Here is a 24,560-nt window from a genome sequence, read left to right on the forward strand (position 1 = left end):
GGGCTGGTTCACACTAGGCTTTCTTTTTAATCTGTTTTTTCAGATCACTGAGTAGGGAGGCGAAACGCTTGTCGTCTTCCCCTTTAATGCTGGCAAGGGTAAGTTTGGCTTTTATTATCTCGTTAATGTTGAGCTGAAGCTCTGCCAGACGCAGATAGGCCCAATTCAGCCCCGGTAGAGATGCGGTATCGATGTTGGTGGCGGTGTATTCACTGATATATTGTTCCAGCGCCGCAATGCCTGTTTGGGTATTTTCACCACTTTTTACTGCCAGTAAGCCCAACCGGTATTTGCCATACAGCAAATGACGCGTGTTCTCTTCATAAGCGTCCCATTTATCTGACGCTTTATCATCAACGGTGTTTACTTCGGCAGTTAATAGCACAGACAACACATTGAAGGCATCAGAGTAGCGCTCAGCCAGCAAATAATGCGTACCCAGCTCTAAGCCTGCACGTATTTTTGTATCGTCCTGAGCAATTAGCGCTGTATAAATGGCGCTGGCTTTGTCTTCCTGCTTGTCCTGAAGATAATAGGTTGCTTTAGCAAACTGCCCTTCCTGAGGATCAATACTGGCAATCTTGTCGGTAAGCTTTTCCGCTTCTTTCATGTCGCCACCCGCTATCGACGGCGCCATTAAATGAAACTGCATAAGTGCCTGATATACTTCCACGTTGTCGGGTGCTAGCTCAACGGCGGTTTCCAGGCTCTGCTTCGCTTTGCTGGCATAACCCAGCGCGGAAAAAATACTGTTGGAGGCTTGCGCACCCATTACACTGGCGTGCATGTGGTAAGCCCGGTAGTCTTTGCTATGTGCGGTAATGAACTCTTCGGCCGCGTCTTCGGCGTCATCCGGATCGGTATTCATCAGTGCGGATATGAGCAAATTATATTGCTCAACTGTTTTGCCTTTTACAGCTTCCAGTACGGATATTACGTATTCAAAATCCCCTTGTTTTGCGTGTTCAGTCAACACTTCAATACTGGTGTTGTCAGTATTTGGCAAAGCATGCGCACTGCAAGATAACAATGCCACGGCGGCAAACAGCAAGTGACGCGTAGTTTTAAAAACACTCATTTCAAATCCTTTTGTTCTATGCGGAATCAGTTAATCAACCGGAGGGAGTTAATCCTGTATGCACACTTCGACCAAGGATAGTTGAGAAAGTGCACTTGCCATTAAATTAAACGCGCGCAGGTTAACAAAGGCTGAGTAACACTGTTCTTCCGCTAACGTTTAACCAATTTCCAGTTTATACCGACTCACCAGATATCACAGCTATTTAGCGTAAGAAGCGCCTTGGTTATCAATGGAGATTAAAAAGAATTGATGTGCGGGCACACCGCGCTGAAAAAACTTACCCATGGACGTAAATCCGGCCTTTTCCAGCAATTGCAACGACCGCTGATTGTCACAACGGCATATAGCGCTTATCTGCCCATGCAGATTGTGTTGTTTTGCCCATTTAAGCGCCAGGGTAGCCGCTTCCAGTGCCAATCCCTGCCCCCTGCCATGAGGCAGAAACGCGTAACCTAAATCAGGGCAAGCTAAAAACGACCGCTGTAAAAAGCCGCACAGCCCCACCCGGCTATCGCCTTCAACAGCATCACTTTCCACCACCCACAGGCCGTATCCCTGCTGGCTGAAGCTATTGTGCGAGGTATCGATATATTGTCTGGCCTGGTCGGGATCTTTAACGCCGCGATCACCAATGAAATACAACCAGTCCGGATCGCTGGTAATTGCCAGTACAAAGTCTACATCGTCAGCAGTAAGCTGGCGAAATCGCAAACGCGCAGATTCAATAACCGTATTCATGCAATAGTCCATCTATGATGTTCTGGGCAGCACTGCTAACGCTAGCTGCCCTGGGATATTCTGGCGATGCACGATCGTTTATTCGGGGATGCTCCCAACAAGCGGTTAACTGAATAAACTCGCGGGCTATGGCTTCGCCACCCAGCTCCAGACACCCCGCCAGACAGGTATCCACGTAACTCTGATAAACCGGAAAATCATTATCGGCAGGATGGATTTGCAAGGTTTCGCATATCCACACTTGTCTTTCAGATAACCAGGACATCAGCGTTTCATTTACGGTATCGTCATAAGGCAAACGAAGCTGGTCAGTGCTCACAGGGGTAAACCGGTAGTCCTGTTCGCGCTGTTGAATACTGGGATCAAGGTGAGAAGGGACTAACTGTGCATTTAACCGCGCGTTTGCACATTGATATGCGCCAACGTAGGTTTGCTGTTCTGGCAACGAGCGCGTTACCCACGCCCGTTCAAACCCAAGTACACTCACTGCGATACCATGATGGGGAATGTTGGAGTGGCGGTTGCGAGAATCGGCATTCATCAGGCTACCGTAACCCAAAATGACATGAGGTTCATTAATGGCCTGCAACCAATTGGCTAACACCGCCGGCGTCATTGTGTACTCAACTAGCCAAGGGTGCGCTGTCGCACTATTTCGTACAGGCATATGCCGGTAGCCACCGACACGTTCAGACTCGACACACTGCCAGCCATGGGTAATTTAACCAGCTCATCGCAATGTTCACGGGTAAGGCGGCGCATGCCTTTGCCCTCTGCGCCCATTACCAGTGCAGTAGGACCGGTGAGTTTGCAATCATAAATCAGTTGTTCTGCTTCGCCAGCGGTACCTACAACCCACACGCCTTTTTCCTGAATGTGTTTAAGCGTACGCGACAAGTTAGTCACCTGAATAAAAGGTACAACTTCAGCGGCTCCACACGCTACTTTGCGCGCCGTAGCCGTTAAGCCGCCGGATTTATCCTTAGGCACGATAACCGCATGCGCCCCGGCAGCATCTGCAGTTCGCAAGCATGCACCTATGTTATGCGGATCGGTTACACCGTCCAAAAATAGCAGCAGTGGTGCATCGGTATTGTCCAACAGGTAATCCAGGTCACTTTCATCCAGGGTTTTCGCAGGCTTCGCCCGGGCAACAATGCCCTGATGCTGTTCACCGCTTACTTTGTCATCCAGTACCTTGCGGTTGCAAAACTGCACTGACACGCCCATTCGACGGGCTTCGTTTACAATAGATTGCAGGCGTGCGTCATCACGGCCTTTTAACACCAGAATTTCAATCAGGCGTTCGGGTTCTTTGTCGATTACTGCCTGCAGTGCATGCAGGCCATATAGCCACTCTTGTTGTGCCATTAACGTCGCTTACCTTTGTTTTTATCTGGTTTCTTCGAGCCGCGTTTTTTTGGTGACGGGGCTGATTTGGGCGCACTTCGACTACCTTTGACGTCGGTTGTTTTGCGAGGCTCCCGTTTTTTGGTTACTTTCACTTTTTTGCCTGTGGTGGCTTTTACCCATTTGCTGTCGAGGATTAGATCAATTTTACGCTCGTCCAGATTCACAGCGGCCACTTTTACCAGCAGCGGATCGCCAAGGCGGTATTGTCTAGCACCGCTGTCGCCCGCCAGGCATTGCTTCACATCATCGTAGCGATAGTAGTCGTCATCGAGCGAGGTAATATGCACCAGGCCATCGATATGGTATTCGGTGATGCGTACAAAAATACCAAAGCCAGTTACCGAACTCACTACACCTTCGAAGGTCTCGCCTACATGGTCCTGCATAAACTCGCATTTTAGCCAGTCTGCTACGTCCCGGGTAGCGTCATCGGCACGGCGCTCGGTCATTGAACACTGCTCACCGAGCTGCTCAATTTCTTCTGCACTGTAGGCTTTTGCGCCACTCACGTGCTGCCCTTTCTTCTTAAGAATCGCTTTGATGGTGCGATGCACCACTAGGTCAGGGTAACGGCGAATGGGAGAGGTGAAGTGCGCGTAAGCGTCCAGTGCCAAACCAAAGTGACCGATATTCTCACCGTCATAAATGGCTTGTTTCATAGAACGCAGCAACATGGTTTGAATCAGTTCCTGATCAGGCCGGAAGCGCGTTTTGGTAACCACATCGGTAAAGTCGGCTGGCGCTGCGCCATCGGTAATATGATGCGGAATGCCAATTTCGCCCAGGTAGGCCGTAAACGCTGCCAAGCGGTCGGCATCGGGCTTATCGTGAACGCGGAACAGAGCATGGGCCTTGTTGGCTTCAATAAATTGCGCTGCACTCACGTTGGCCATGATCATGCACTCTTCAATGAGCTTATGCGCATCGTTACGCTCAATGGGCACAATGTTTTCAATTTTGCGTTGAGCATTGAATACAAACTTACTTTCCTGCGTTTCAAACTCAATGGCCCCGCGCAGGCCCCGTGCTTTTTTCAACGCGCGATATAAATTGTGTAAGTTGCGCAGGTGCGGCACAAACTCAGCATAGCGCTGATGAAGCTCTTTATCCCCTTCCAGGATATGCCACACTTTGGTATAGGTGAAACGGGCATGCGAATTCATTACCGCTTCATAAAACTGGTATTGCTTGAGCTGTCCCTGGGGACTGATGGTCATTTCACATACCATACACAAGCGGTCAACTTCTGGGTTCAGCGAGCACAGGCCATTCGACAGAATTTCCGGCAGCATTGGCACCACCTGATCGGGGAAATACACGGAGTTACCCCGGTTTAACGCTTCGGTGTCGAGTGCTGTGCCCATGCGCACGTACTGGCTTACATCGGCGATAGCAACCCAAAGCTGCCAACCGCCGTCATCCAGTGGTTCACAAAATACCGCGTCGTCGAAGTCCCGGGCATCTTCGCCATCAATGGTCACCAAAGGTAACTGGCGTAAATCGACACGCCCAACTTTGGCTTCTTCGTCTACGGTATCGCCCAGCCCTTCAATCTGCCGTGTCACCCCTTTGGGCCACTGATGAGGAATATCGAAGGTGCGCAGGGCCATTTCGATTTCCATACCGGGCGCCATGTGCTCGCCCAGCACTTCAACAATACGGCCAACCGGGTTTACCCGTTTGCGCGGACGTTGTGTGATCTCCACTACCACAACATGCCCCTGACGGGCACCATGGGTATGCTCAGGTGGAATAATGATCTCGTGATTAATTCGACTGTCGTCCGGGATCACAACCCCCATCCCGTGTTCGGTAAAGTAACGGCCAACAATGGGCTCTTTACGCGGTTCAATTACCTGATTGATAAAAGCTTCGCGCTTGCCTCTGCGATCGGTACCGCTTTCCCTGGCTTCCACAAAATCGTCGTGTAACAGATTTTGCATTTGCCCGGCACTGATAAACAAATCGCCAGACTTATCTTCCGGACGCAAGAAACCGTAGCCATCGCGATGGCCAATCACATGCCCGCGAAACAACTGCTCCTGCTGAAGCACGGCGTAACGCTTTTGTTTGGTAAACTGAATTTGCCCTTCGCGCTCCATGGCGCGTAATCGGCGTTGAATACCAATACGACTGTCTTCATCCAGGGCATTTACACTGTGACAAATATCCATGAATGACATGGGTTTGCCATATTTTTTCAGTGTTTCCAGCAAATATTCACGGCTGGCTACCGGATTCTCGTATTTGGATTTTTCCCGCTCAAAATGCGGATCTTTACTCATAGTCTATGGATCTTCCTTATAATCTGTTTGCAGTATAACAGCTTGCCTGCAATGCGTGTGTCCTTTTCTGTATAACGAATAAAAAGGCCCGCTGATTCAGCGGGCCTTATCGATATCAGTTCACAAAACTCACACTGAGTAGTACTACTGGGTTTTCATTTTACTGTGGAAAGTAGCCAGATCCGCAATCGGCTTCGCTCCAGCCAAACCTGCAAATGGTTTATCGGCAAACTTCGTACCGCGCATCTGTACTGACACTCTGGCAGCGTCGTTGTTCAGCATGGTCTTTGCGTAGAAGTCTTTCAGTCCTTCAAGCGTCACGTTCTCCACGGCGGCAATGAGCTTTTCCTTGCTGTCGAAGTTGTAATTTTCCTTATACCAATCGGTGATAATAGGGTTGACTTCGTCCTGCAGGTTCTTCGGCGGCTCTTTAAGCGTAACCAGCGTACTGGCTTTTAGCTGCTCGAACGTTTCTTCAGTCATGTCGTTAAGCTGCTCAAGGTACTCTTGCTTAAAGGTATCAAAGCGCGCTTGCATGGATGCTACGTCTTTTACCGGTGTTTGAATGTACATGGCAAAGCCAGTGTATTCGCCAATCTGCACGGCTGTGCCACCCACGGCGTAAGCCAGCTGTTCTTCGGTACGCAGCTTATCAAATGCCGCTGTGCGGAAGTGTCCGCGCAGCACCGCGGCCTGAGCCTGAGCGTCAAAACCGGCTTGCGGGTGCACCGCAACATCAACAATCGCCACATCGGCTACGTCCAAATCCTGTTGCCACAACAGTTTTTCACCCGCCTGTGGTAGCCAGAAGTCTCGGTAATCATAAGCAATGATTTTACGGTCTTGTGGCAGTGCTGCAGTGATTTGCGCAACGGCATTGTTCAGGTCGTTGCTGTCGTAGTTACCAAACGCAAATACGCGTAACTGATGCTCGCCCAGTAAGGCAGGCATGAAGTCGGTCAAATCCGATGGTTTCAAGGCTTGTGCCGTGGCAATTAACGCCTCAGTGTTAAAGTTACCTTTGCGAACCAAACGGCTATACGCATCAAAAGCCTGATAAAACGGGAACTGCTTGCCTTCGTTTTGCAGGCCGCGAACGAAGCGGTCTACCGCCTGAGCAAAGTTTTGTTCGTTCACATCAACCACCAATGCTTCCAGTGCTTGCTTGAGTAATTGAGGCTGTTTATCGGTAAAGCCTGAAAGAGATAAACGCAACCCATTGCCATCCTGAAGCTTAACACCCATCCCGGCAATGTTGGCTTCTGTCATGAGTGCACTTTGTTGCAAGGCATATAAATCCTTCCAAAGCGTCGTAAGTACATTGGCTTTGATGTCGGTTTCTGCTTTGCCATTGTTAATATAAATCTCCAGCTCGCCACGCGGCTGGTCGGCAAACGCGTTGCTTGGGTAATGCCATACCTTAATGCCATCCTTGTCTACTACCAACTCTGGCTTGGCTTTGCTTGCTGTGGTCTTAATGTCAAAGTTTTCAGGTAACAGGTTATTTACTGCTGGTAACTGCAAAGGAATTTGCGGCGCTTGCTGCCAACTGGCCACTTCTTCATCGCTGATGTCGGCCACCATGTATTTGCCATCGTAGAAGTGCAATTGACTATCTGACGGCTCGCCTTTGCTGATATACCAAATTCGCAAATGTTCAGGCGTTAATTGCGCCAGTACATCGTTAATCGATTTTGCATCGAACGCTTCGTAATAAAACGGTGACGATACGGCATATTTGGCCGGCACATTTTGCATAGCCGCTGCCAAATTAGAGACGTAACCAAATTCGTCGGCTTTTTCCAGGAAGCGGAACTGGTTATTCAGGCTGGTTTTAATTTCGCTGAAGTATTTTTCGTCCACGCCTTTTTCGCGAATCAGGTCTATGTACTGCATTACCACAGCCACAATCGCTTCACGGTTTTGCATGCCAGCATCGGTTAAATCAATATCAATGCTGAATGAACCATAGTTGCCGTACATATCAGGTGAGGCACTGGCCATCAGATTCGAAATAAGCCCCATGGCTTTGAGCTGGTAAGCCGGTGTGCCAGGCATTTCTGAACCAATCAGGTAGGTAAGGTATTTGTTTGGTTTAGAGGCGTACTGGTCGCTGTTATTGGTGATCGTAAAATCAATCTTCAGCTGTTTAACATCTTCGTTAGGTACATAGTGAATGCGTTTACCACCCACTTTGTCGAAGTCCAGGGTTTGGGTAACCTCCGGATCAGCAATTTCCTTGTTTTTAATATCGCCAAAGTACTGGGTTGCCAACGCTTTCATTTCGCTAAGTGGGCGGTTGCTGATCATCGCCACTTTCATGATATTGGCCGAATAGTACTGGTCGTAAAACTTCACGGTTTCAGCGTGCAGCTTGCTGTCTTCTTTGTCGCCCAGGGTTTCCAGGTTACCGATTAAGAATCGGTTTGCAGGGTGGTCGCCCATCAGACTGCGAGCCAGTTTAAACTGACCAAAAAAGTCCATTTCACGGCGCATCGACCATTCGGCGTTTACGGCGTTTTTCTCTTTCTCTGTGTATTCCGGGTACAGCTTGGGCGCTTTAAAAAAGTCGGAAAAACGGTCGAGTGCTTCAGGGTAACCTTCGTTATTTACCTTGAACATGTAATTGGTGATGTCCAGCCAGGTATAAGCATTATGCTGTCCGCCATTGGCCGTCATAAAGTCAGTGTAACCCTTGGTATCCGGGAAGCGCTCAGTGCCCAGGAACAACATGTGCTCTAGGTAATGCGCCATCCCTTGTTGCGACATCGGATCGTGTAACAAGCCAACACTGACACTTAGTGCGGCAGCGGATTTTTCTGCGGCGGGATCGGATACCAGCATCACTTCCACCTGGTTAGGCAGGGTAAATGTATCGTACTGACGATCATCGTTTGCTGAAATAATGACTGCTGGTGCCGGCGCGGCAGATTCTGTCTGAGCAGGGGTTTGCTGTGCTTTTTCTGCACTACATCCAGCCAGCATGGCCAGTGTAATTGCACTCATAGCAAAAAGCTTTTTCATTCTAGGTGCCTTATTTAATTGTTATTCGTGAACATATACGTGTAAGTAGACCAAATGACGCAGATTTAGCGGAAAAACAGCCCAACGCATAGTGTTTTGGTATCGCAACAGTAAGCAATGTTGGCGTTACTGGCTACTGCCCTTAAAGACAGTATTGTAAAAAAGTGTGTCAATAACACCATAAACGTGTGTTTAACGATGTTGGTCGATCAGTATTGCATTGCCGTCGGGGTCTGTAAGGGCAATACTTTCTGGACCTTGCCCGCCGGGCTCTGTTGTTTTCGTGAGTTCGAGTCCCTGAGCAATTAAGTGCTTTTCGATGTCCCGAACATCGGTAAAGCTGTCGAGGTTCTGTGCGCTTTGGTTCCAGCCGGGATTAAATGTGAGGATATTACCTTCAAACATACCCTGAAATAACCCAATGATGTGATCGCCATTTTTCATGATGAGCCAGTGTTGCGTTATGTCGCCACCAAATTCCGAGAATCCCAATTTCTCGTAAAACGCTTTCGACGCGTGAATATCTTTCACCGTCAGACTTACCGAAAATGCGCCCAGTTCCATTGCAGCCCTCACTTTTTTACACGGGTTTTACATCGTTCTACTATCCTCCGCTTTACACATAACTTCAACCATTTACCGCAAATTGCCGTTTCAAGGTAGGCAAGCCGCTCAAGCTTGGTTAAAGTAATTTTTTCGCCCTTTCAGATGCAGTGTTATGGACAGACGACATTTTATAAAGCTTTCTTCTTTGTTTGGCGGCGGTATTGCCATTTCAACGCAATTATCCGGCTGTGGGGCAACCTTTGCACCCGATGGTGATGATTATGTTCCACCCGCTGCCTTTACTCACGGTGTTGCCAGTGGCGACCCTACGTCCAGTTCTATTATTCTGTGGACCCGCGCCGTGCCTGCCAGCAATAGCAGCAGTAGTTACATTCGCTGGCAACTGGCCACAACGCCCGATTTTACCCAGCCGGTGCGCAGTGGTGTGGTAAAAACTGAACGCAGCCGCGATTACACACTGAAAGTAGATGTGCGAGATCTGGCGCCAGGCCAGCGCTATTACTATCGCTTTTTTACCAGTGAAACACGCTCACCCATTGGCGAAACAATCACGTTGAACAATGGCGTTACCACGCGAGTTAAATTTGGGGTATTTTCCTGCGCGAATTTCCCGGCAGGGTATTTCAATGCCTATGATGCCGCAGCAAAAGACAGCAGTATTGACGTAGTACTGCATTTGGGAGATTACATTTACGAATACCCTAAAGGCGGTTATGCCACCGCAAATGCAGATGCGATTGGGCGCGGATTCGTGCCGGGCAATGAAGGTGAATTACTCAATCTTGCTGACTATCGCACCCGTTATGCTCAATATCGCGAAGACAAAGGGTTACAGTTGCTACATCAGCACAAGCCATTTATTGCCGTTTGGGATGATCACGAAATTGCCAACGACACGTACATGTCGGGGGCTGAAAATCACAATGCCGGAGAAGGCGACTTTCTCGCGCGTCGCACAGCAGCTATTCAGGCGTATTACGAATGGCTGCCTATTCGACCGCCCATGGGCGATGAGAGCCCGCAGATTTACCGCCACTTCGAATTTGGTAATCTGGTGAGCCTTTACATGCTCGATACACGGGTGATAGGCCGGGAAAAGCAGTTGTCGTTGGGTGCGTACAAACAACCCGACGGCCGGTTCGATTTACCCGCCTTTGAACGGGACGTAAACAACCCTTCGCGCACTCTGTTGGGTAACGAGCAATTTGCCTGGTTGCAAAAGCAAGTCGCTTCCAGTAACAACCGCTGGCATGTACTGGGCCAGCAAATACTCATGGGCAAGATGCATTATCCGGCCGAAATCATCGCCAGTACTGACCGTAAAGCCGTGCCGGGCATTATTGCTCAGTTGGTTGAACTGCGTCAGCAGCAACTTGAAGGACGTACGCTTACTGCGGCCGAACAACAGCGATTGAACGTTAAAATTCCCTACAACCTGGATGCCTGGGACGGCTACGCCGCTGAACGTGAAAAGGTGCTAAACCTGTTTAGCCTAAAGGGTAAATCGCTGGTTGTGCTGGCGGGTGACACCCACAACGGCTGGGCAAATGCGTTAACCGACAACACCGGCAAGACCGTTGCTGTGGAGTACGCAACACCGGGCGTATCATCGCCTGGATTCGAAGACTATTTGGGCTTGACCGATAAGCAAGCAGAAGACCTTGCCCGCGCCCTGCCATTGTTAATCGACGAAGTGAAATACTGTAACCTGCATCAGCGAGGTTACATGACCGTGGAATTTACCCTCGGACAGGTGAACACCGCCTGGCATTATGTGAGCAATATTAAAGCCACCACTTACACCGTATTAACTCAGCATCGCGAGCAGTTTGTAGGGTAACGTTTCGCAGGTTGTTTTATAGGATCCTCCGTCTTCCAGGGCTCGACCCGGGGTCTATTTAAACATTGTGCCGCAGCCAAACAAGATCCCCGCCTACGCGGGGATGACGAGATAAGCGGCGGGGATGACGAGATAAGCGGCAGGGATGACGGAATTAGAGGCGGGTATGACTGAATTAGAGGCGGGGATGACTCCGCTCCCCGTCACCCTGGGCTCGACCCGGGGTCTACTTAAACAGTGTGCCAAAGCCAAACAAGATCCCCGCCTACGCGGGGATGACGAGATAAGCGGCGGGGATGACGGAATTAGAGGCGGGTATGACTGAATTAGAGGCGGGTATGACCCCCTCCCCGTCTCCCCGGGCTCGACCCGGGGTCTACTTAAACAGTGTGCCAAAGCCAAACAAGATCCCCGCCTACGCGGGGATGACGAGATAAGCGGCAGGGATGACGGAATTAGAGGCGGGTATGACCCCCTCCCCGTCTCCCCGGGCTCGACCCGGGGTCTACTTAAACAGTGTGCCGCAGCCAAACAAGATCCCCGCCTACGCGGGGATGACTAGATAAGCGGCGGGGATGACGGAATTAGAGGCGGGGATGACGGAATTAGAGGCGGGTATGACGGTTACTGTGCGAGATGATGGGAAGATAAGTATGGTGCAAACACGACCTTCAATCCAAAAGCTAGTTCCGACTTACTAACTATCCAGCGGTTTACGGGCGTCACGCACAGCGCGCGGATGCATCAGCTTTTCAAGTTCGGCCAAATACACCGCTATTTGTTTATGGGTAGGCTTATCGTCGGTAATTGCGTTGTACAACCAGTGGTATGCGTCCTGATAATCGTAGGGGCTACCGTAGCCTTCAATAAACAATTCGGCCAATTGCATTTGCGCCTTCAAATTGCCCAGCGCCGCCGCTTCGCGTAAGAAAATCACCGCGCGCTTTCTGTCTTGCTGTACCAGCGTACCTTTGCTGTAGTAGCGACCGAGCTGCTCTAAGGCGGCGGGTAATCCCTGATTAGCAGCCTGGCGCATAAAGTCGATACCACGCACCGGGTCTGCGCTTACACATACGCCCCAGGCCAGCATATCGCCCCATAAAAACTGGTAGGCCGGCACTTTTAACACTTCTGCGCGGGCTTCGATATCCTGATTCAACTGACAACGATCAAGTACTACGCGATCGAGGTGCTCGTTTTTATTAATCAGGTTTATTAGTTCGTCCTGGGTGTACAGTTGCACCGCTTTAACTTCCTGCGCGTTGACCGCCGACACTGGTAACAGCGCACAGGCTAACGCAAACATGGAGGTACGAACGAAGGTATGCATAACGAGTCCTGCTAACGGCCAATATCTATGCTCAGGTTATCGGCCGCCGCTAAAAAAACCTAATTAAATTTAATGCACATGGCACTGTTTATGCGCCTTGTATGCTCTACAACGTCTATGCCAAGGTCGGTGAGGTATCCACCATCTACCTGTGTGATCAGGCCCTTGGTGTATAGTCTGGATGCGGCTTCTACGATTGCCTGACTGGCATCGTGGTGGATTTTGAGTCCCTGCATCAGGCTTTCAGCAGGAAACTTTAACAATAAATTCAGCTCTTCAATTACGTCGTGGGTAAAGGCCATAGTGTCTCCAGGCAATTTATTCTTTGTAGCCAGTATGCGCCGATTAAACGGCTCTGTCATTAATTGTAGATCCTGTTCAGGCTATCGCGAGTTTTTTGTTATGCATCAATGTGATCGGCTTGGTCGCTTTAGTGGTATACTGCCTGAGCCACAGCAGTCTGAGTTTGTTCATCATGAAATACAAAGATCTTCGGGATTTTATTAAGCAACTGGAAGCCAATGGTGATCTGGTACGCATATCCCAACCTATTGATACTAAATTGGAAATGACCGAAATTGCCGATCGCACCTTGCGAGCGGGCGGTCCGGCATTGTTGTTTGAGAATCCCAAAGGGTTCGACACCCCGGTACTGATGAATCTGTTTGGTACCCCGGAGCGGGTAGCGCTGGGCATGGGTCAAAGCTCGGTGTCAGCACTGCGTGAAGTAGGAAAACTGCTGGCGTATTTAAAAGAGCCTGAGCCGCCCAAAGGACTGAAAGATCTGTGGGAAAAACTCCCGGTATTCAAACAAGTATTGAACATGCCAGCCAAAGAGGTGCGCAAAGCGCCCTGTCAGGCTAATGTTATTACGGGAGACGACGTTGACCTGACCAAACTGCCGGTACAACACTGCTGGCCGGGCGATGTGGCGCCATTGATTACCTGGGGTCTAACGGTTACCCGCGGGCCGCATAAAAAGCGCCAGAACCTAGGCATCTACCGCCAGCAGGTGCTAGGCAAAAACAAACTGATCATGCGCTGGTTGTCGCATCGCGGCGGCGCACTGGACTTCCGCGAATGGTGTCAGACTCATCCTGGGCAACCTTATCCGGTTTCAGTAGCCTTAGGGGCCGATCCCGCCACCATTTTAGGCGCCGTTACGCCGGTACCAGATACTTTGTCTGAATACGCGTTTGCCGGTTTATTACGTGGCGACAAAACCGAAGTAGTAAAATCCATCAGCAACGACTTGCAGGTTCCGGCTAGCGCCGAGTACGTACTGGAAGGCTATATCGACCCGAGCGAAACCGCGCCGGAAGGACCTTACGGCGATCATACCGGTTACTACAACGAAGTAGATGAATTTCCGGTATTCACGGTTACTCACATTACTCACCGCGACGACCCGATTTACCATTCAACCTACACCGGACGTCCGCCCGATGAACCGGCCATTCTGGGTGTGGCACTGAACGAAGTATTTGTGCCCATTTTGCAAAAGCAGTTTCCGGAAATTGTGGACTTTTATCTTCCTCCCGAAGGCTGTTCGTACCGCATGGCGGTGGTAACCATGAAGAAGCAATATCCTGGTCACGCCAAGCGAGTCATGATGGGCGTATGGTCGTTCCTGCGTCAGTTTATGTACACCAAGTTTGTAGTGGTGTGCGATGACGACGTAAACGCCCGCGACTGGCAGGACGTTATCTGGGCAATTACTACCCGAATGGACCCCGCCCGTGATACAGTGTTGATTGAAAACACTCCCATTGATTATCTGGATTTTGCGTCGCCAGTATCGGGCCTTGGATCCAAAATGGGCCTGGATGCGACCAATAAAATGCCCGGCGAAACCGATCGGGAATGGGGTGTTCCCATCGAAATGGACGAAGCAGTTAAACGTCGTGTAGACGAAATTTGGGATACGCTGGGCATTATGCCGGGCAACTCCTCGCAACCTTGATTTACAAAAAGAGATTCTATTTTCATGTCACAAATTAGATGCCAGGTGGAAAGCATTGCGCCGCTGACCAAAACCGTTTTTCGGGTTGATTTAACCCCCGACGTATCACTGGATTTCAAGTCTGGCCAGTACGTTATGGTGCATATGGGCGAAAAAGATCAGCGCCCATTTTCAATTGCCAATGCCGCCTACGACAATAATCGTTTAGAACTGCACATTGGTGCCGAACCCGGTAATAAATACGCTGGTGAAGTACTTGAGCGCGCGCGTCAGGAAAAGGCCATTTACGTTTCTGGCGGACACGGCAAAGCGTATCTGCAAGCTACCGACAAGCCGATTGTGTTAATTGCTGGTGGCACAGGTTTCTCGTATGCCTATTCTATTTTGATGCAATCGCTGAAAGAAGATCCCAATCGCGATATTACCCTGTATTGGGGTGGTCGCCACCTTGACGACCTGTACTATCACGATGAATTGGTTTCTTTAGCCGCTCACCACCCGCATTTCACCTTTTTGCCTGTGGTAGAGTTTGCAGAAGAAAACTGGCAGGGTCGCAAAGGCTGGGTTCATCACGCAGTACTCACCGACTATGCCGATTTATCCGGCGTCCAGGTATACATTGCCGGTCGTTTCGAGATGGCCAAAGTAGCACGTGATGATTTCTTTGCTCGCGGCCTGTTAAAAGACGATCTGTTCGGAGATGCCTACGCCTTTATTTAAACCGACAGAATCAGGTGGTTAGAATGAAAAAAATAACACTTCCACTCGCCGTTGCCACATTGTTTTGCAGTGCAACAGCATCCAGTGCTGAACTGGCTTATATCGATCAGGCGCGACTTCACGATATTGCAGACGCCATATCGGCCCAGCGCATTGAGCAGGATATTCGCACTCTGGTGGGTTTTGGTACCCGCCATACGTTGTCTGACACAACGTCAGACACACGCGGTATAGGTGCAGCTCGCCGCTGGATTAAGCAGGAATTCGACAAGATTTCCGCTGCCTGCGGCAACTGTCTGGAAGTGTATTATCAATCGGCCACCATTAGCGGTGAAAAGCGTATACCCGATGCCACCGAGGTGGTCAGCGTGATAGCCATTCAACGTGGGATTACAGACCCTGAGCGCTATCTGATCATGTCTGGCGACATCGATTCTCGCGTTTCTGACGTAATGAATGCCACATCGGATTCCCCCGGCGCAAACGACAACGCCTCCGGTGTTGCGGGCACGATTGAAGCGGCACGCGTACTCAGCCAGTACCGGTTTAACGGTAGCATTGTTTACGCCGCACTGTCGGGTGAAGAGCAAGGTCTATTTGGCGGCAAAATCATGGCCGAACAAGCGCAAAAAGACGGCTGGCGCATTAAAGCGGTGTTGAACAACGACATGATTGGCAACATCGAGGGAATTAACGGCGTAATAAACAACACTACCGCCCGTATTTTTGCTGAAGGCACCCGCCAAACCGAAACAGAAGCAGAAGCGCGCAGTCGTCGTTTTACCGGCGGCGAAGTGGATTCACCCAGCCGCAATCTGGCGCGGTACATTGATTTGATTGCCGACCGCTACATTGAAAATCTGGATACCATGGTGATCTACCGACTCGACCGTTTTGGTCGCGGCGGCCATCATCGCCCGTTTAACGACTTAGGCTACCCGGGCGTGCGCATTATGGAAACCAACGAGAACTACAACCGTCAGCATCAGGACTTGCGTACCGAAGACGGTATTAAGTACGGTGATACCATCGACGGCGTTAACTTTGATTATGCCGCCAAGCTCACCGCGTTAAACGCCACCAGCCTGGCCAGTATGGCTTGGGCGCCCAACCCACCAGTTAATGTAAGCATTAAAGGCGCGGTTCAACCGTCTACCACACTCAGTTGGAACGCACTTAACGCCGAACAGAATCCACACCTTGCTGGCTACAAAATTTACTGGCGCTACACCGATGCCCCGCAATGGCAATTCAGTCGTTTTGTTGGCAACGTCACCAGTTTTACGCTGGACAACGTAGTGATCGACAACTATTTCTTTGGCGTAGCCAGTGTAAGTAAAGACGGATATGAAAGCCCGGTGGTGTTCCCAGGAGCCGCAGGTGCTTTTGGCGAATAGCCAGCATCCGATAACGCAGTGCGGGCGCAGCAGGTAACTATGCAGCCCGCGCTGACAACACAATAAAGGTATAACAAGCACTATGACAATACGCACACTGCCGGGTCTGTTGGGTTTTATATCGGTACTGTTTGGCAGTGGCAATGCCATTGGCGCCGAGCCACTAAACCTGGTTGCTAATCCGTTGCCTACTCTGGTAGCCGAAGACAACGAACCGGCGAGGATCAATGTGCTTATTTCACAGGCACTGAAAGCCATAGACTTGCCTGCTACCTTACATATCGACCGCCCGGCTTTTTCGGGAAGTGGTTTGCTTACTGGCAAATACAATGGCGAGTATGCGTTTCTTTCCCTGAACGATAAACGCAGTGATTTTCTGTATTCCGACGCTTACCTGCCGGTAAATTTGTATCTGGCGAGCCGAAAAAACTCTCTGGAAGATATCAGCCATTTTTCGCATATTCGCAATGGACGGGTGGCCGCTGAAAACCGTTTGGCAAATACACCGCCATTGCGCCTGATTAAAGCTGTGTCCTGGGTAAGAAACCCAACCGTTTTCGACAGTTTTAAGCAGTTGTCGGAACAACGCGCCGAATACCTGTTAGAAGACGAACTGCTGCTCAGGGAATTCAATCGCATGCTGGCTGAAAATAAAGAACTACCGCTGTTTAGCACGCCTGAACCCATACTTCAGGCAAGTTTGCATCTGAGTATTCGTTCAGATACGCCCAACGCTGCAGCAAAAATAAGTGCATTCAATACTTATATCAAGCTAGCACAGCAAAATGGCACCTATAATCAGGTGCTGGGGATCAGTTGGCTGGCTAAAGACGTTAACGGCGACGGTGTAGCTGATTGGATCACCAGCGCTAAGGTAGCACATACTACCTCAACCACTGATGCACTCACCAACGCGTTTCACTTGGATGCAACCGCCCCTTCCGCGGCCTCACAATTTATTGTAGACGGTGAAGTAGTGCCAGACTGGCAGGCAGTTCAGACCAAACTGGCTAATTCTCCCCAAACGGCGCGTAAGTCGTATCTTGATCACGAAGTATATAAAAACATGATGAATCGCTGGTAGCAGCGAGTTCATCAGTGCGGGTACCTGAAAAGCAGTCTCTTAATCCAGTGATTTAGCAAAGCGCTTGGCTGACACCAACACCCCCAGCAAGGTAAAGCCTATCAGCCATAGTGTATCCTTCCATAAATCCGACAACTCAGCACTGCGCAGTACTAACCCTCTGATCATGCGCATAAAATGTGTTGCTGGCAAGGCTTCTGAAATCCACTGCACAACCACAGGCATGCCTTCATAAGGAAACATAAACCCCGATAGTAAAATAGAAGGGAGCAGTACAAATAACGTCATTTGCATGGCCTGAAGCTGACTTTGTGCAATGGTTGAAATAAGTAACCCCAATGTAAGACTGGCCGAAATAAACAGCAGTGAACCCAATGCAATATCGATAGGGCTACCATTTATTGGCACGTTGAACATAAGTGCGCCCAATCCCAGAACAATCGCTACCTGTAACATACCTACAAAAATATAAGGCACAATTTTGGCGATCATCAGCTCCAACGAACTCACGGGCGTAGTAATTAACAATTCCAGGTTACCGCGCTCGCGCTCTCTGACAATCGCAATGCTGGTAAACAGGATCATCGTCATACTGAGAATAATGCCCAATAATCCCGGCACAATATTTATTGCGGTGCGCCTGCTAGGGTTGTAGTAAAGCGTTATATCGAACGTTTGTGAGGTAGCCAGGGTTTGCTGTTGATTGGCCAGTTTGGGCGTTAATGTAAATGGCATGGATTGTAATGCCGTTATCGCACCCCCAATCACGCTATCGGTACCATCCACCATCCATTGCCCCAGTACCCGACCAGTTTCAATTCGATTGTTTATATCGTGGGGCAGCACCAGTACCGCCTTTACTTCACCATTTTGAATGGCTTGTCTGGCCGTTTCCGCATCTGGCAGATAAGTCACAATATCCACAACCTGTGTTGCTTTTAGCGTATCCAGAACTGCCCTGCCTGTTGCATTGTTAGTGTTATCTACCACGGCAACCGGGATCATGCGCACGTCGGTATTGATTGCAAAACCAAATAGCGTGAGCTGAATAAGCGGGATCATCACAATCATGGCAAACGTTAACTTGTCGCGCGACAACTGCCTGAATTCTTTAAACATTACGGCGCCAATTCGCGTTGTGGACATCATTGTCTGCTCGCTCCTGTGACACTCACAAACACGTCTTCCAGCGTTGGGCGGGCCTGCGTTAACTCAGCATTCTGCAAGGCGGGAAAAGTTGCTTTCAACCAGTCTATGGGATTCGCAATGTGGTTGTATACCAACACCCTGAGTCTTACCCCTAATTGAGCAGCAGAGCGGATATGTTCATTGGCCAGCAATGTGGCTTTAAGCTGCCTTAATCCCGCGGTTTTAATTTCTACAATATTCACCCCCATCTTAGCCATCAGCTCATCCGGCGATCCATCAGCGCGCATTTGTCCGGCTTCCATAATTGCCAGCTTGTGACATCGCTCGGCTTCATCCATGTAGTGGGTGGTAACCAGAATCGTGGTGCCATTCTCAGACAAATCGAATAGTTTTTCCCAAAAGTCACGGCGATTTTCAGGATCTACCGCAGAAGTGGGCTCATCCAGAAACAGCAGACTCGGCTGATGTATAGTGGCGCACGCCAGAGATAAGCGCTGTTTCTGCCCGCCGCTCATGCCTTTTACCATTTGGTGTTGTAATTGGTCGAGCCCATAGGTTTGCATTTGATCTTTGCAGCGGGTTATCAGCATAGCGCCGGTTAGGCCATAAATTTTCCCCATAAAGCGGAGATTTTCAATTACCGTTAAATCGTCGTACAACGAGAATTTTTGCGTCATGTAGCCTATGTTTAAACGCAATTGTTCAGACTGTTCGGGAATACGGTACCCCAACACCTTTACACTGCCCGCACTGGGACTCAACAAACCGGTGAGAACCCTTATAGTGGTAGATTTGCCACACCCGTTTGGCCCTAAGAAGCCGTAGATGTTGCCTTTTTCTACCCGCAGCGTTATGTCATTAATCGCCTTGAACCCGCCAAAATGCTTGGTTATGTTCAACGCTTCAATTACATAGTTACTCATAGCGGGTCCAACGCAACCTGAACCGGGATCCCGGCACTCAGATGTTTGTAGCGTTCGGGCAGGTCGATTTCTGCCAAATACACCAGCCTGGAACGGTCGTCCTCACTCATACTTTTGTAAGGCGTAAAAGCAGGCTCAGCAGACAGCCATCGCAACGTCCCCTTCACAGGTTCATCGATTCCATCTATGTGTAGTTGCAACTCACTGCCCACAGCAATTTTGGCTTTATAGGGTTCTGGTAAATACACCCGTACATACGGAACGGTGTCGGCCAGTATAATTGCCACAACACTGTTTTCCTGTACTCTGTCGCCAACATTATATGGCAACGAATCGAGAATACCGCTACGCGTAGCCACAATACGCAGCTCGTTTAATTTAATGGTTTCCCAGTCGACCTTGGCATTGGCCGCGTCTGAGAGCGCCTGTGCACTGGCGATATCCTCGGATCGACTGCCCGCAACGAGTTTTTGCAACGTTTGTTCAGCTACATTTTCTGACGCTTGCGCCGTTTGCAATGCGGCGAGTGCCAAATCCAATTCAGCCTGAGTACCTAATGCTTTTTCCTTCAGTGTTTTAATGCGACGGAATTCAAGTGTCTTCTCTTGCGATTGCGCTTTTGCTTTATCAAGTTCGGCCCGGGCTATTTGCAGATCTTCCATGCGTTCACCATTGAGCAGTTTTTCTAAGGCAGATTTAGCCTGGCTTGCCGAGGCCATTGCCTGATTCACTACCAGCTGTTGTCTGGCACTATTCAACGATACCAGCAATTCCCCCTGCTGAACGGTAGAGCCCTCTGTAACATGAATAGATTCAATCACTTCAGCCGAGGTTGCCCGTACCGATACTCTGTCCCGCTCAACAGTGCCGTACACAACACTGAGATCCTGTTGTGAGCATGCCCACACAAATACGCTTAACACGCACATTACAGCAACGCGAGTTTGCTTCATTGGTTCAAACCTTTTCTATACAAGACGAATCATCTTTCGGTTTAGTTTAAATTAAATTTAATTTAAACTTGTCTGCATATTGAATCAAGTGGTCTGCATCTAAAAGATGACCAAAAAAGCCAAACCATTGAGAAGTGACGGTAAAAAGACTTACCAGCAACTATTGGATACCGCAGGAAATTTGTTTGCATTGCATGGATTGGCGTCCACACAAAGTAAGCTCATTGCATCAGAGGCCAATGTTGATGTTGCCCTGATAAACTATCATTTTGGCAGTCGCCAGGGGTTATACCAACAGGCGTTGATCACTGCGCATGCCAGCATTATTCATCTTGAAGACCTGGAAAGTTTGATTAAACGAGAGTCAGACCCTCAACAGCAACTAAAATCCATGCTCCACATTATTGTGTCGGCAGCGTTAACTGATGATAGCTGGCATTTCAAACTACTCGCACGCGAGTTCCTGGCTCCCAGCGAAAACCTGCAAATACTGATGACCAAAGAGATCCAGCCCAAGATTCAGATTATGAAACATATCGTCAGCCAAATCAGTGGCATAAAACCAGACGATCCGGCACTCATCCCCATGCTTATCAGCGTGATGTCTCCCTGCTTTGTTATGTTGGTGGCTGGCAACAAGGTGCCGGGCCCACTGTCCGAAATGCGACAACAATCTGTTGAGCAACTCACCGCTCATTTGTACCGCTTCGCGTTAGGCGGATTACTTGCTGTGCGTAATGCAACATAATACGATATTTCCATCATCAGGGATTTACACTGGGGTATTATCCACGTTGGTAAAACACTCCGATTAACACAACGTACTTCTTCCCTAATATCCTGATCTCCCATTCAGTAGATTCTCTTCTTTTCACTGGCGATACTGCGGGGTGAAGCAAGTGCTTCGTTCCACGGTAAGGGCAGTGAAAATGGCACACACTCATTTGCAGAGTGATACACCTCCTCAGTCTAAGTGGCTGAAAACCATTGCAACCCGCATTCTGTTTTCAGTGGCGAGTGGATTGGCAATAATCACCTTATTTAACCTGGATAACGCCAACCTGGTCGCGGTAAGCGCCATAGTATTTACCGCTAATACGCTGGAGCGACAATGGCATAAATTTGTCGTGCAGGGCTAAAGCGTGTGGGCTGTATTCCTCATCGACGTGGAGTGCAGCCCAATGTTAAAAAGGCTTAGCGCTATCCGAATAGCAATGAATCAGCCACTCATTGCTTATAGTGAGTCGACTTTATTTTTCCTTTCTTCACATATAAGTTAAATTTTAAATAATTATTTCTACCGTGTTGTCGAAATGCCCACTATTCAGTTGTTGTAGGTATATCAGCAATCCGCTGACATACATAAGAGGACTTAAAATGCGTTATTCACTACTACTTCACAGCAACGAGCCGAAAGACGGGGAAATTAATCCGGAAGTCATAGCCGAATTCATGCAGGCTTTTGATAAGTATGCAAAAGCCTTAGAGCAAGCTGGTGTGTTGTTATCCGCTGATGTACTGCAGCCTTCAAGTGCCAGCACTACCGTGACATTGAAGAATGGCGAGCTACAAATAGAAGATGGCCCCTTTATCGACAGCAATGAACAACTAGCGGGAAATTTTGTTATTGATGTGCCGACTTTAGACGCAGCGCTTGCATGGGCTGAGAAATGCCCAGGCGCACAATATGGTGTAATTGAGGTAAGACCAACAGCCGTTTACTTTAAAGATAATCAATGGCAACCCGCGAATTAATTCAGCAACAAATAGAGCAACTGGCAACAAATGATTATGGCCGGTTGCTCTCCTTGCTCATCAAATACGGTAACGATATTTGTCTGGCCGAAGATGCGTTGCAATTTGCCTTTGCTCAAGCATCAGAACATTGGAGTAAAAAGGCGATTCCTCGTGTTCCGGGCGCATGGCTCTATCGCGTTGGCGTGAACTATATGTTGAACCGCTTTAAATCCAATGAAGCCAATCATATTAGTATTGAGGTAATTGATTGCGAAGTTGCAGAACCATATATCGAAAAGGCCTTTGAGGATTATCGATTAGGTTTACTGTTCGCTTGCGCGCATCCTGCTATAGACAAAAATGTGCATACACCTTTAATGCTGCAATTAGTGCTTGGTATTAATGTAGAGAAAATTGCCCGTGCTTTTGCCATTCCCACAACGCGTTTGGCGCAAAAGCTTGTGCGAGCAAAAAAGAAATTAAGTGTTAGCAAATTCCCATTCGAGATACCCGAACCGGACACGTTTCCATCAAGAGTGAATGCTGTACTGGCTGCAATATATGGCTGCTATGCCATTGATTGGTTGCGGTTCAATGCAGTTGAGACGAATGAAGATATGGCTGAAGAAGCGCTATTTCTGGCTACTTTACTGGTGAAATTGATGCCAGAACATGCGGAGTCATTCGGACTGGCAGCGCTGTTAAGTATTAGTCATGCTCGCTCAAAAAGCCGTTTTGCAATTGATGGATCCTTTGTGCCATTTGAAGAACAACACACCAACCACTGGAACAAGTCACTACTGCGGCAAGGCGAATACCTAATTCACCAAGCTTTTCTGTTAAAGCAACCTGGCCGCTATCAACTAGAAGCCGCAATCCAAAGTGCCCACTGCCACCGATTAATAACCGGACAAAAAAACTGGGAGCAAATTCAGAATTTGTACACAGGCCTCATTACCATCGCCCCAAGTCTTGGTGCACATGTGTCGCTTTCTTTGGTGATGCTCAAAAGTCAGGGGGCCTCAGTTGCACTGAATTATCTGGATAACATTGAGCATCCACACAAGTTTCATTTCCAGCCTGCACTATTAGCCTACGCGCAAATTTATGCCATGTTAGATTCTTGTGAGCAAGCTTCCGCGTTTTATCAGCAAGCCCTCGACCTCACAACCGATGTAATCCAACGCGCTCATATCGCCAAAAAGCTGCGTGAATCACAGCGGTGATCGTTGCAAGAACTCAATTGAAATACCCCAGCCTACTGTCATTTTCGATTAGATCAACCCCGTCTGAACTGTTCAGCATTTACTATCGTATAGGGTGGGTGTAAAGCACATTGCGAGACCAACCAGCGCTATAAAGCAAAATCGCCTCAATACAGTAATTGGTGGCTTCAGTGTAAAACAAACCAGAATACGGACAGACCAACCATGAAAAACCACTTTGCCCTTTTATGCCTGACTATCGCAAGCTTACTTGCGCCTTTTTCGACGCTCGCGCAGGAAACAAATTCACCTTTGGTTCCCCTGCCCTCCCTGGATGACTTTTCCAAGGGCAATGACGGCTGGGCAGTTGGATTGGGCCTGGGTGTGGAATATGAAACCGCTTATGAGGGCTCCGACGAATTCGGATTAGAGATTCAACCGGCCGGTGCGGTGCAGTGGCGTAGCGGCGACAACCTGTACTATTTTGCTGGTGAAGCTTTTGGCTGGCGGGGCCTTCGCGACGACGTCTGGCTGTTTGAAGCCTTACTGGGCTTTGAAGAAGGGCGTGAAGAAGGTGACTCAGATGATGGCCACCTTAACGGACTAGGTAGTCAGGACGAAGGCTTTCAAGCAGTATTTCAGGCTCGCCGAGCATTCAGCAGTGACTGGCGTTACTGGCTGGTAGGGCGTGTGGTAACGGGCGGTGACGGCAACCTGGGCTTGTTCGGTGTAGGTACTCGTTTTGGTGAGCAAACCGATGGTTCCGGCTCAGAAATTAATTTGGTGGCCGTTTTTCACGACAGCGAATATGCCAATAAAGGGTTTGGTATAAACGATGCGCAATCAGCAGCATCAGGGCTTGATGCCATCACGCTAAGCGGCGGGTTGCGCTCCATTGGCGTTGATTACAGTTTCCGCCATAACCTGAATGAACACTGGCAACTATACGGTGAGGCACTGTTCGAATATTACAGCAGTGAAGTGCGTAAGAGCCCTATCGCCCGCAGCGACTATGAAACCGAAGTGGGTGTTGGTTTTATTTACTTGTTTTAAATGCCGGGCAGGTTTTACCGGTGCTGACTGTTTCTGTATCTGAAAACACGGAATGGCGTGTCATATCTTACCTGACTGTCAGCACCAGGTAGTTCTCG

Annotated in this window: 22 protein-coding genes; 10 read left to right on the forward strand and 12 right to left on the reverse strand. The window is 49.1% G+C overall.

Features of this window, described 5'->3' with window-relative positions; all coding sequences use genetic code 11:
- Positions 1 to 13: 13 nt before the first annotated feature.
- The 7 genes from FJ444_RS12050 to FJ444_RS12080 all read right to left on the reverse strand — a co-directional run bounded on the left by FJ444_RS12050 (position 14) and on the right by FJ444_RS12080 (position 9,105).
- Positions 14 to 1,078, reverse strand: coding sequence for a lipopolysaccharide assembly protein LapB (locus tag FJ444_RS12050; RefSeq protein WP_140958546.1), 1,065 nt, complete (start codon positions 1,076 to 1,078; stop codon positions 14 to 16).
- Positions 1,079 to 1,279: 201 nt separating this feature from the next.
- The gene (locus tag FJ444_RS12055; RefSeq protein ID WP_181405148.1) at positions 1,280 to 1,819 is read right to left on the reverse strand and encodes a GNAT family N-acetyltransferase; all 540 of its coding nucleotides are present in this window, start codon (positions 1,817 to 1,819) and stop codon (positions 1,280 to 1,282) included.
- Positions 1,803 to 2,435, reverse strand: coding sequence for a gamma-glutamylcyclotransferase (locus tag FJ444_RS12060; RefSeq protein ID WP_140958548.1), 633 nt, complete (start codon positions 2,433 to 2,435; stop codon positions 1,803 to 1,805). Before FJ444_RS12060 ends, FJ444_RS12055 begins: the two co-directional genes overlap by 17 nt.
- 11 nt (positions 2,436 to 2,446) lie before the next feature.
- Positions 2,447 to 3,190 carry a 23S rRNA (guanosine(2251)-2'-O)-methyltransferase RlmB gene (gene rlmB, locus FJ444_RS12065; RefSeq protein WP_140958549.1) on the reverse strand — a complete coding sequence of 248 codons (744 nt, stop codon included), beginning with the start codon at positions 3,188 to 3,190 and terminating at the stop codon, positions 2,447 to 2,449.
- The gene (rnr, locus tag FJ444_RS12070) at positions 3,190 to 5,517 is read right to left on the reverse strand and encodes a ribonuclease R (protein WP_140958550.1); all 2,328 of its coding nucleotides are present in this window, start codon (positions 5,515 to 5,517) and stop codon (positions 3,190 to 3,192) included. Before rnr ends, rlmB begins: the two co-directional genes overlap by 1 nt.
- 144 nt (positions 5,518 to 5,661) lie before the next feature.
- The gene (locus tag FJ444_RS12075; RefSeq protein WP_140958551.1) at positions 5,662 to 8,541 is read right to left on the reverse strand and encodes an insulinase family protein; all 2,880 of its coding nucleotides are present in this window, start codon (positions 8,539 to 8,541) and stop codon (positions 5,662 to 5,664) included.
- Between the two features lie 192 nt (positions 8,542 to 8,733).
- The gene (locus FJ444_RS12080; protein WP_140958552.1) at positions 8,734 to 9,105 is read right to left on the reverse strand and encodes a VOC family protein; all 372 of its coding nucleotides are present in this window, start codon (positions 9,103 to 9,105) and stop codon (positions 8,734 to 8,736) included.
- 154 nt (positions 9,106 to 9,259) lie between these two features.
- Here FJ444_RS12080 and FJ444_RS12085 point away from each other — a divergent pair, with 154 nt between their 5' ends.
- Positions 9,260 to 10,948: an alkaline phosphatase gene (locus FJ444_RS12085; RefSeq protein WP_140958553.1), complete on the forward strand. Its 1,689-nt coding sequence runs from the start codon at positions 9,260 to 9,262 to the stop codon at positions 10,946 to 10,948.
- A gap of 697 nt (positions 10,949 to 11,645) precedes the next feature.
- On the opposite strand, the gene FJ444_RS12090 is transcribed toward FJ444_RS12085, so the two are convergent.
- Both FJ444_RS12090 and FJ444_RS12095 read right to left on the reverse strand, forming a co-directional pair.
- Positions 11,646 to 12,254 carry a tetratricopeptide repeat protein gene (locus tag FJ444_RS12090; RefSeq protein ID WP_255439157.1) on the reverse strand — a complete coding sequence of 203 codons (609 nt, stop codon included), beginning with the start codon at positions 12,252 to 12,254 and terminating at the stop codon, positions 11,646 to 11,648.
- 83 nt (positions 12,255 to 12,337) lie between these two features.
- The gene (locus FJ444_RS12095; protein ID WP_140958657.1) at positions 12,338 to 12,580 is read right to left on the reverse strand and encodes a TIGR02647 family protein; all 243 of its coding nucleotides are present in this window, start codon (positions 12,578 to 12,580) and stop codon (positions 12,338 to 12,340) included.
- Positions 12,581 to 12,753: 173 nt separating this feature from the next.
- On the opposite strand from FJ444_RS12095, the gene ubiD reads away from it, so the two are divergent.
- From ubiD to FJ444_RS12115, 4 genes are all read left to right on the forward strand, one after another.
- Positions 12,754 to 14,241: a 4-hydroxy-3-polyprenylbenzoate decarboxylase gene (gene ubiD / locus FJ444_RS12100; RefSeq protein WP_140958555.1), complete on the forward strand. Its 1,488-nt coding sequence runs from the start codon at positions 12,754 to 12,756 to the stop codon at positions 14,239 to 14,241.
- Positions 14,242 to 14,265: 24 nt separating this feature from the next.
- Positions 14,266 to 14,961 (forward strand): NAD(P)H-flavin reductase, encoded by a 696-nt coding sequence (fre, locus tag FJ444_RS12105; RefSeq protein ID WP_140958556.1) that lies wholly within the window; start codon positions 14,266 to 14,268, stop codon positions 14,959 to 14,961.
- Positions 14,962 to 14,984: 23 nt separating this feature from the next.
- A complete protein-coding gene (locus FJ444_RS12110) occupies positions 14,985 to 16,358 on the forward strand; it encodes a M28 family metallopeptidase (protein ID WP_140958557.1) in 1,374 nt (457 codons plus the stop codon).
- A gap of 82 nt (positions 16,359 to 16,440) precedes the next feature.
- A complete protein-coding gene (locus tag FJ444_RS12115) occupies positions 16,441 to 17,442 on the forward strand; it encodes a hypothetical protein (RefSeq protein WP_140958558.1) in 1,002 nt (333 codons plus the stop codon).
- Between the two features lie 39 nt (positions 17,443 to 17,481).
- Here FJ444_RS12115 and FJ444_RS12120 read toward each other — a convergent pair whose 3' ends face one another.
- The 3 genes from FJ444_RS12120 to FJ444_RS12130 are packed head-to-tail and all read right to left on the reverse strand — an operon-like array spanning position 17,482 to position 20,467.
- Positions 17,482 to 18,591, reverse strand: coding sequence for an ABC transporter permease (locus tag FJ444_RS12120; protein ID WP_140958559.1), 1,110 nt, complete (start codon positions 18,589 to 18,591; stop codon positions 17,482 to 17,484).
- Positions 18,588 to 19,514: an ABC transporter ATP-binding protein gene (locus FJ444_RS12125; protein WP_140958560.1), complete on the reverse strand. Its 927-nt coding sequence runs from the start codon at positions 19,512 to 19,514 to the stop codon at positions 18,588 to 18,590. Before FJ444_RS12125 ends, FJ444_RS12120 begins: the two co-directional genes overlap by 4 nt.
- Positions 19,511 to 20,467 (reverse strand): HlyD family secretion protein, encoded by a 957-nt coding sequence (locus FJ444_RS12130; protein WP_140958561.1) that lies wholly within the window; start codon positions 20,465 to 20,467, stop codon positions 19,511 to 19,513. The genes FJ444_RS12125 and FJ444_RS12130 overlap by 4 nt, the downstream gene beginning before the upstream one ends.
- A 106-nt stretch (positions 20,468 to 20,573) precedes the next feature.
- Between FJ444_RS12130 and FJ444_RS12135 the strand changes: the two genes are divergently transcribed.
- From FJ444_RS12135 to FJ444_RS12155, 5 genes are all read left to right on the forward strand, one after another.
- Positions 20,574 to 21,215 (forward strand): TetR/AcrR family transcriptional regulator, encoded by a 642-nt coding sequence (locus FJ444_RS12135; protein WP_140958562.1) that lies wholly within the window; start codon positions 20,574 to 20,576, stop codon positions 21,213 to 21,215.
- Positions 21,216 to 21,396: 181 nt separating this feature from the next.
- Entirely contained in the window at positions 21,397 to 21,606 is a 210-nt protein-coding gene (locus tag FJ444_RS12140; RefSeq protein WP_140958563.1) for a hypothetical protein, read from the forward strand.
- A gap of 238 nt (positions 21,607 to 21,844) precedes the next feature.
- Positions 21,845 to 22,222, forward strand: a complete 378-nt coding sequence (locus FJ444_RS12145; RefSeq protein ID WP_140958564.1) for a YciI family protein — start codon at positions 21,845 to 21,847, stop codon at positions 22,220 to 22,222.
- On the forward strand, positions 22,204 to 23,430 hold the full coding sequence (locus FJ444_RS12150; RefSeq protein ID WP_140958565.1) for an RNA polymerase sigma factor: 1,227 nt from the start codon (positions 22,204 to 22,206) through the stop codon (positions 23,428 to 23,430). The genes FJ444_RS12145 and FJ444_RS12150 overlap by 19 nt, the downstream gene beginning before the upstream one ends.
- A 204-nt stretch (positions 23,431 to 23,634) precedes the next feature.
- Complete coding sequence (locus FJ444_RS12155; protein ID WP_140958566.1) at positions 23,635 to 24,462, forward strand: MipA/OmpV family protein; 828 nt, start codon at positions 23,635 to 23,637, stop codon at positions 24,460 to 24,462.
- Positions 24,463 to 24,560: the final 98 nt, after the last annotated feature.

Origin of the sequence: Aestuariibacter sp. GS-14 (assembly GCF_006494365.1) — a bacterium.
Lineage (GTDB): Bacteria > Pseudomonadota > Gammaproteobacteria > Enterobacterales > Alteromonadaceae > Alteromonas > Alteromonas mangrovi.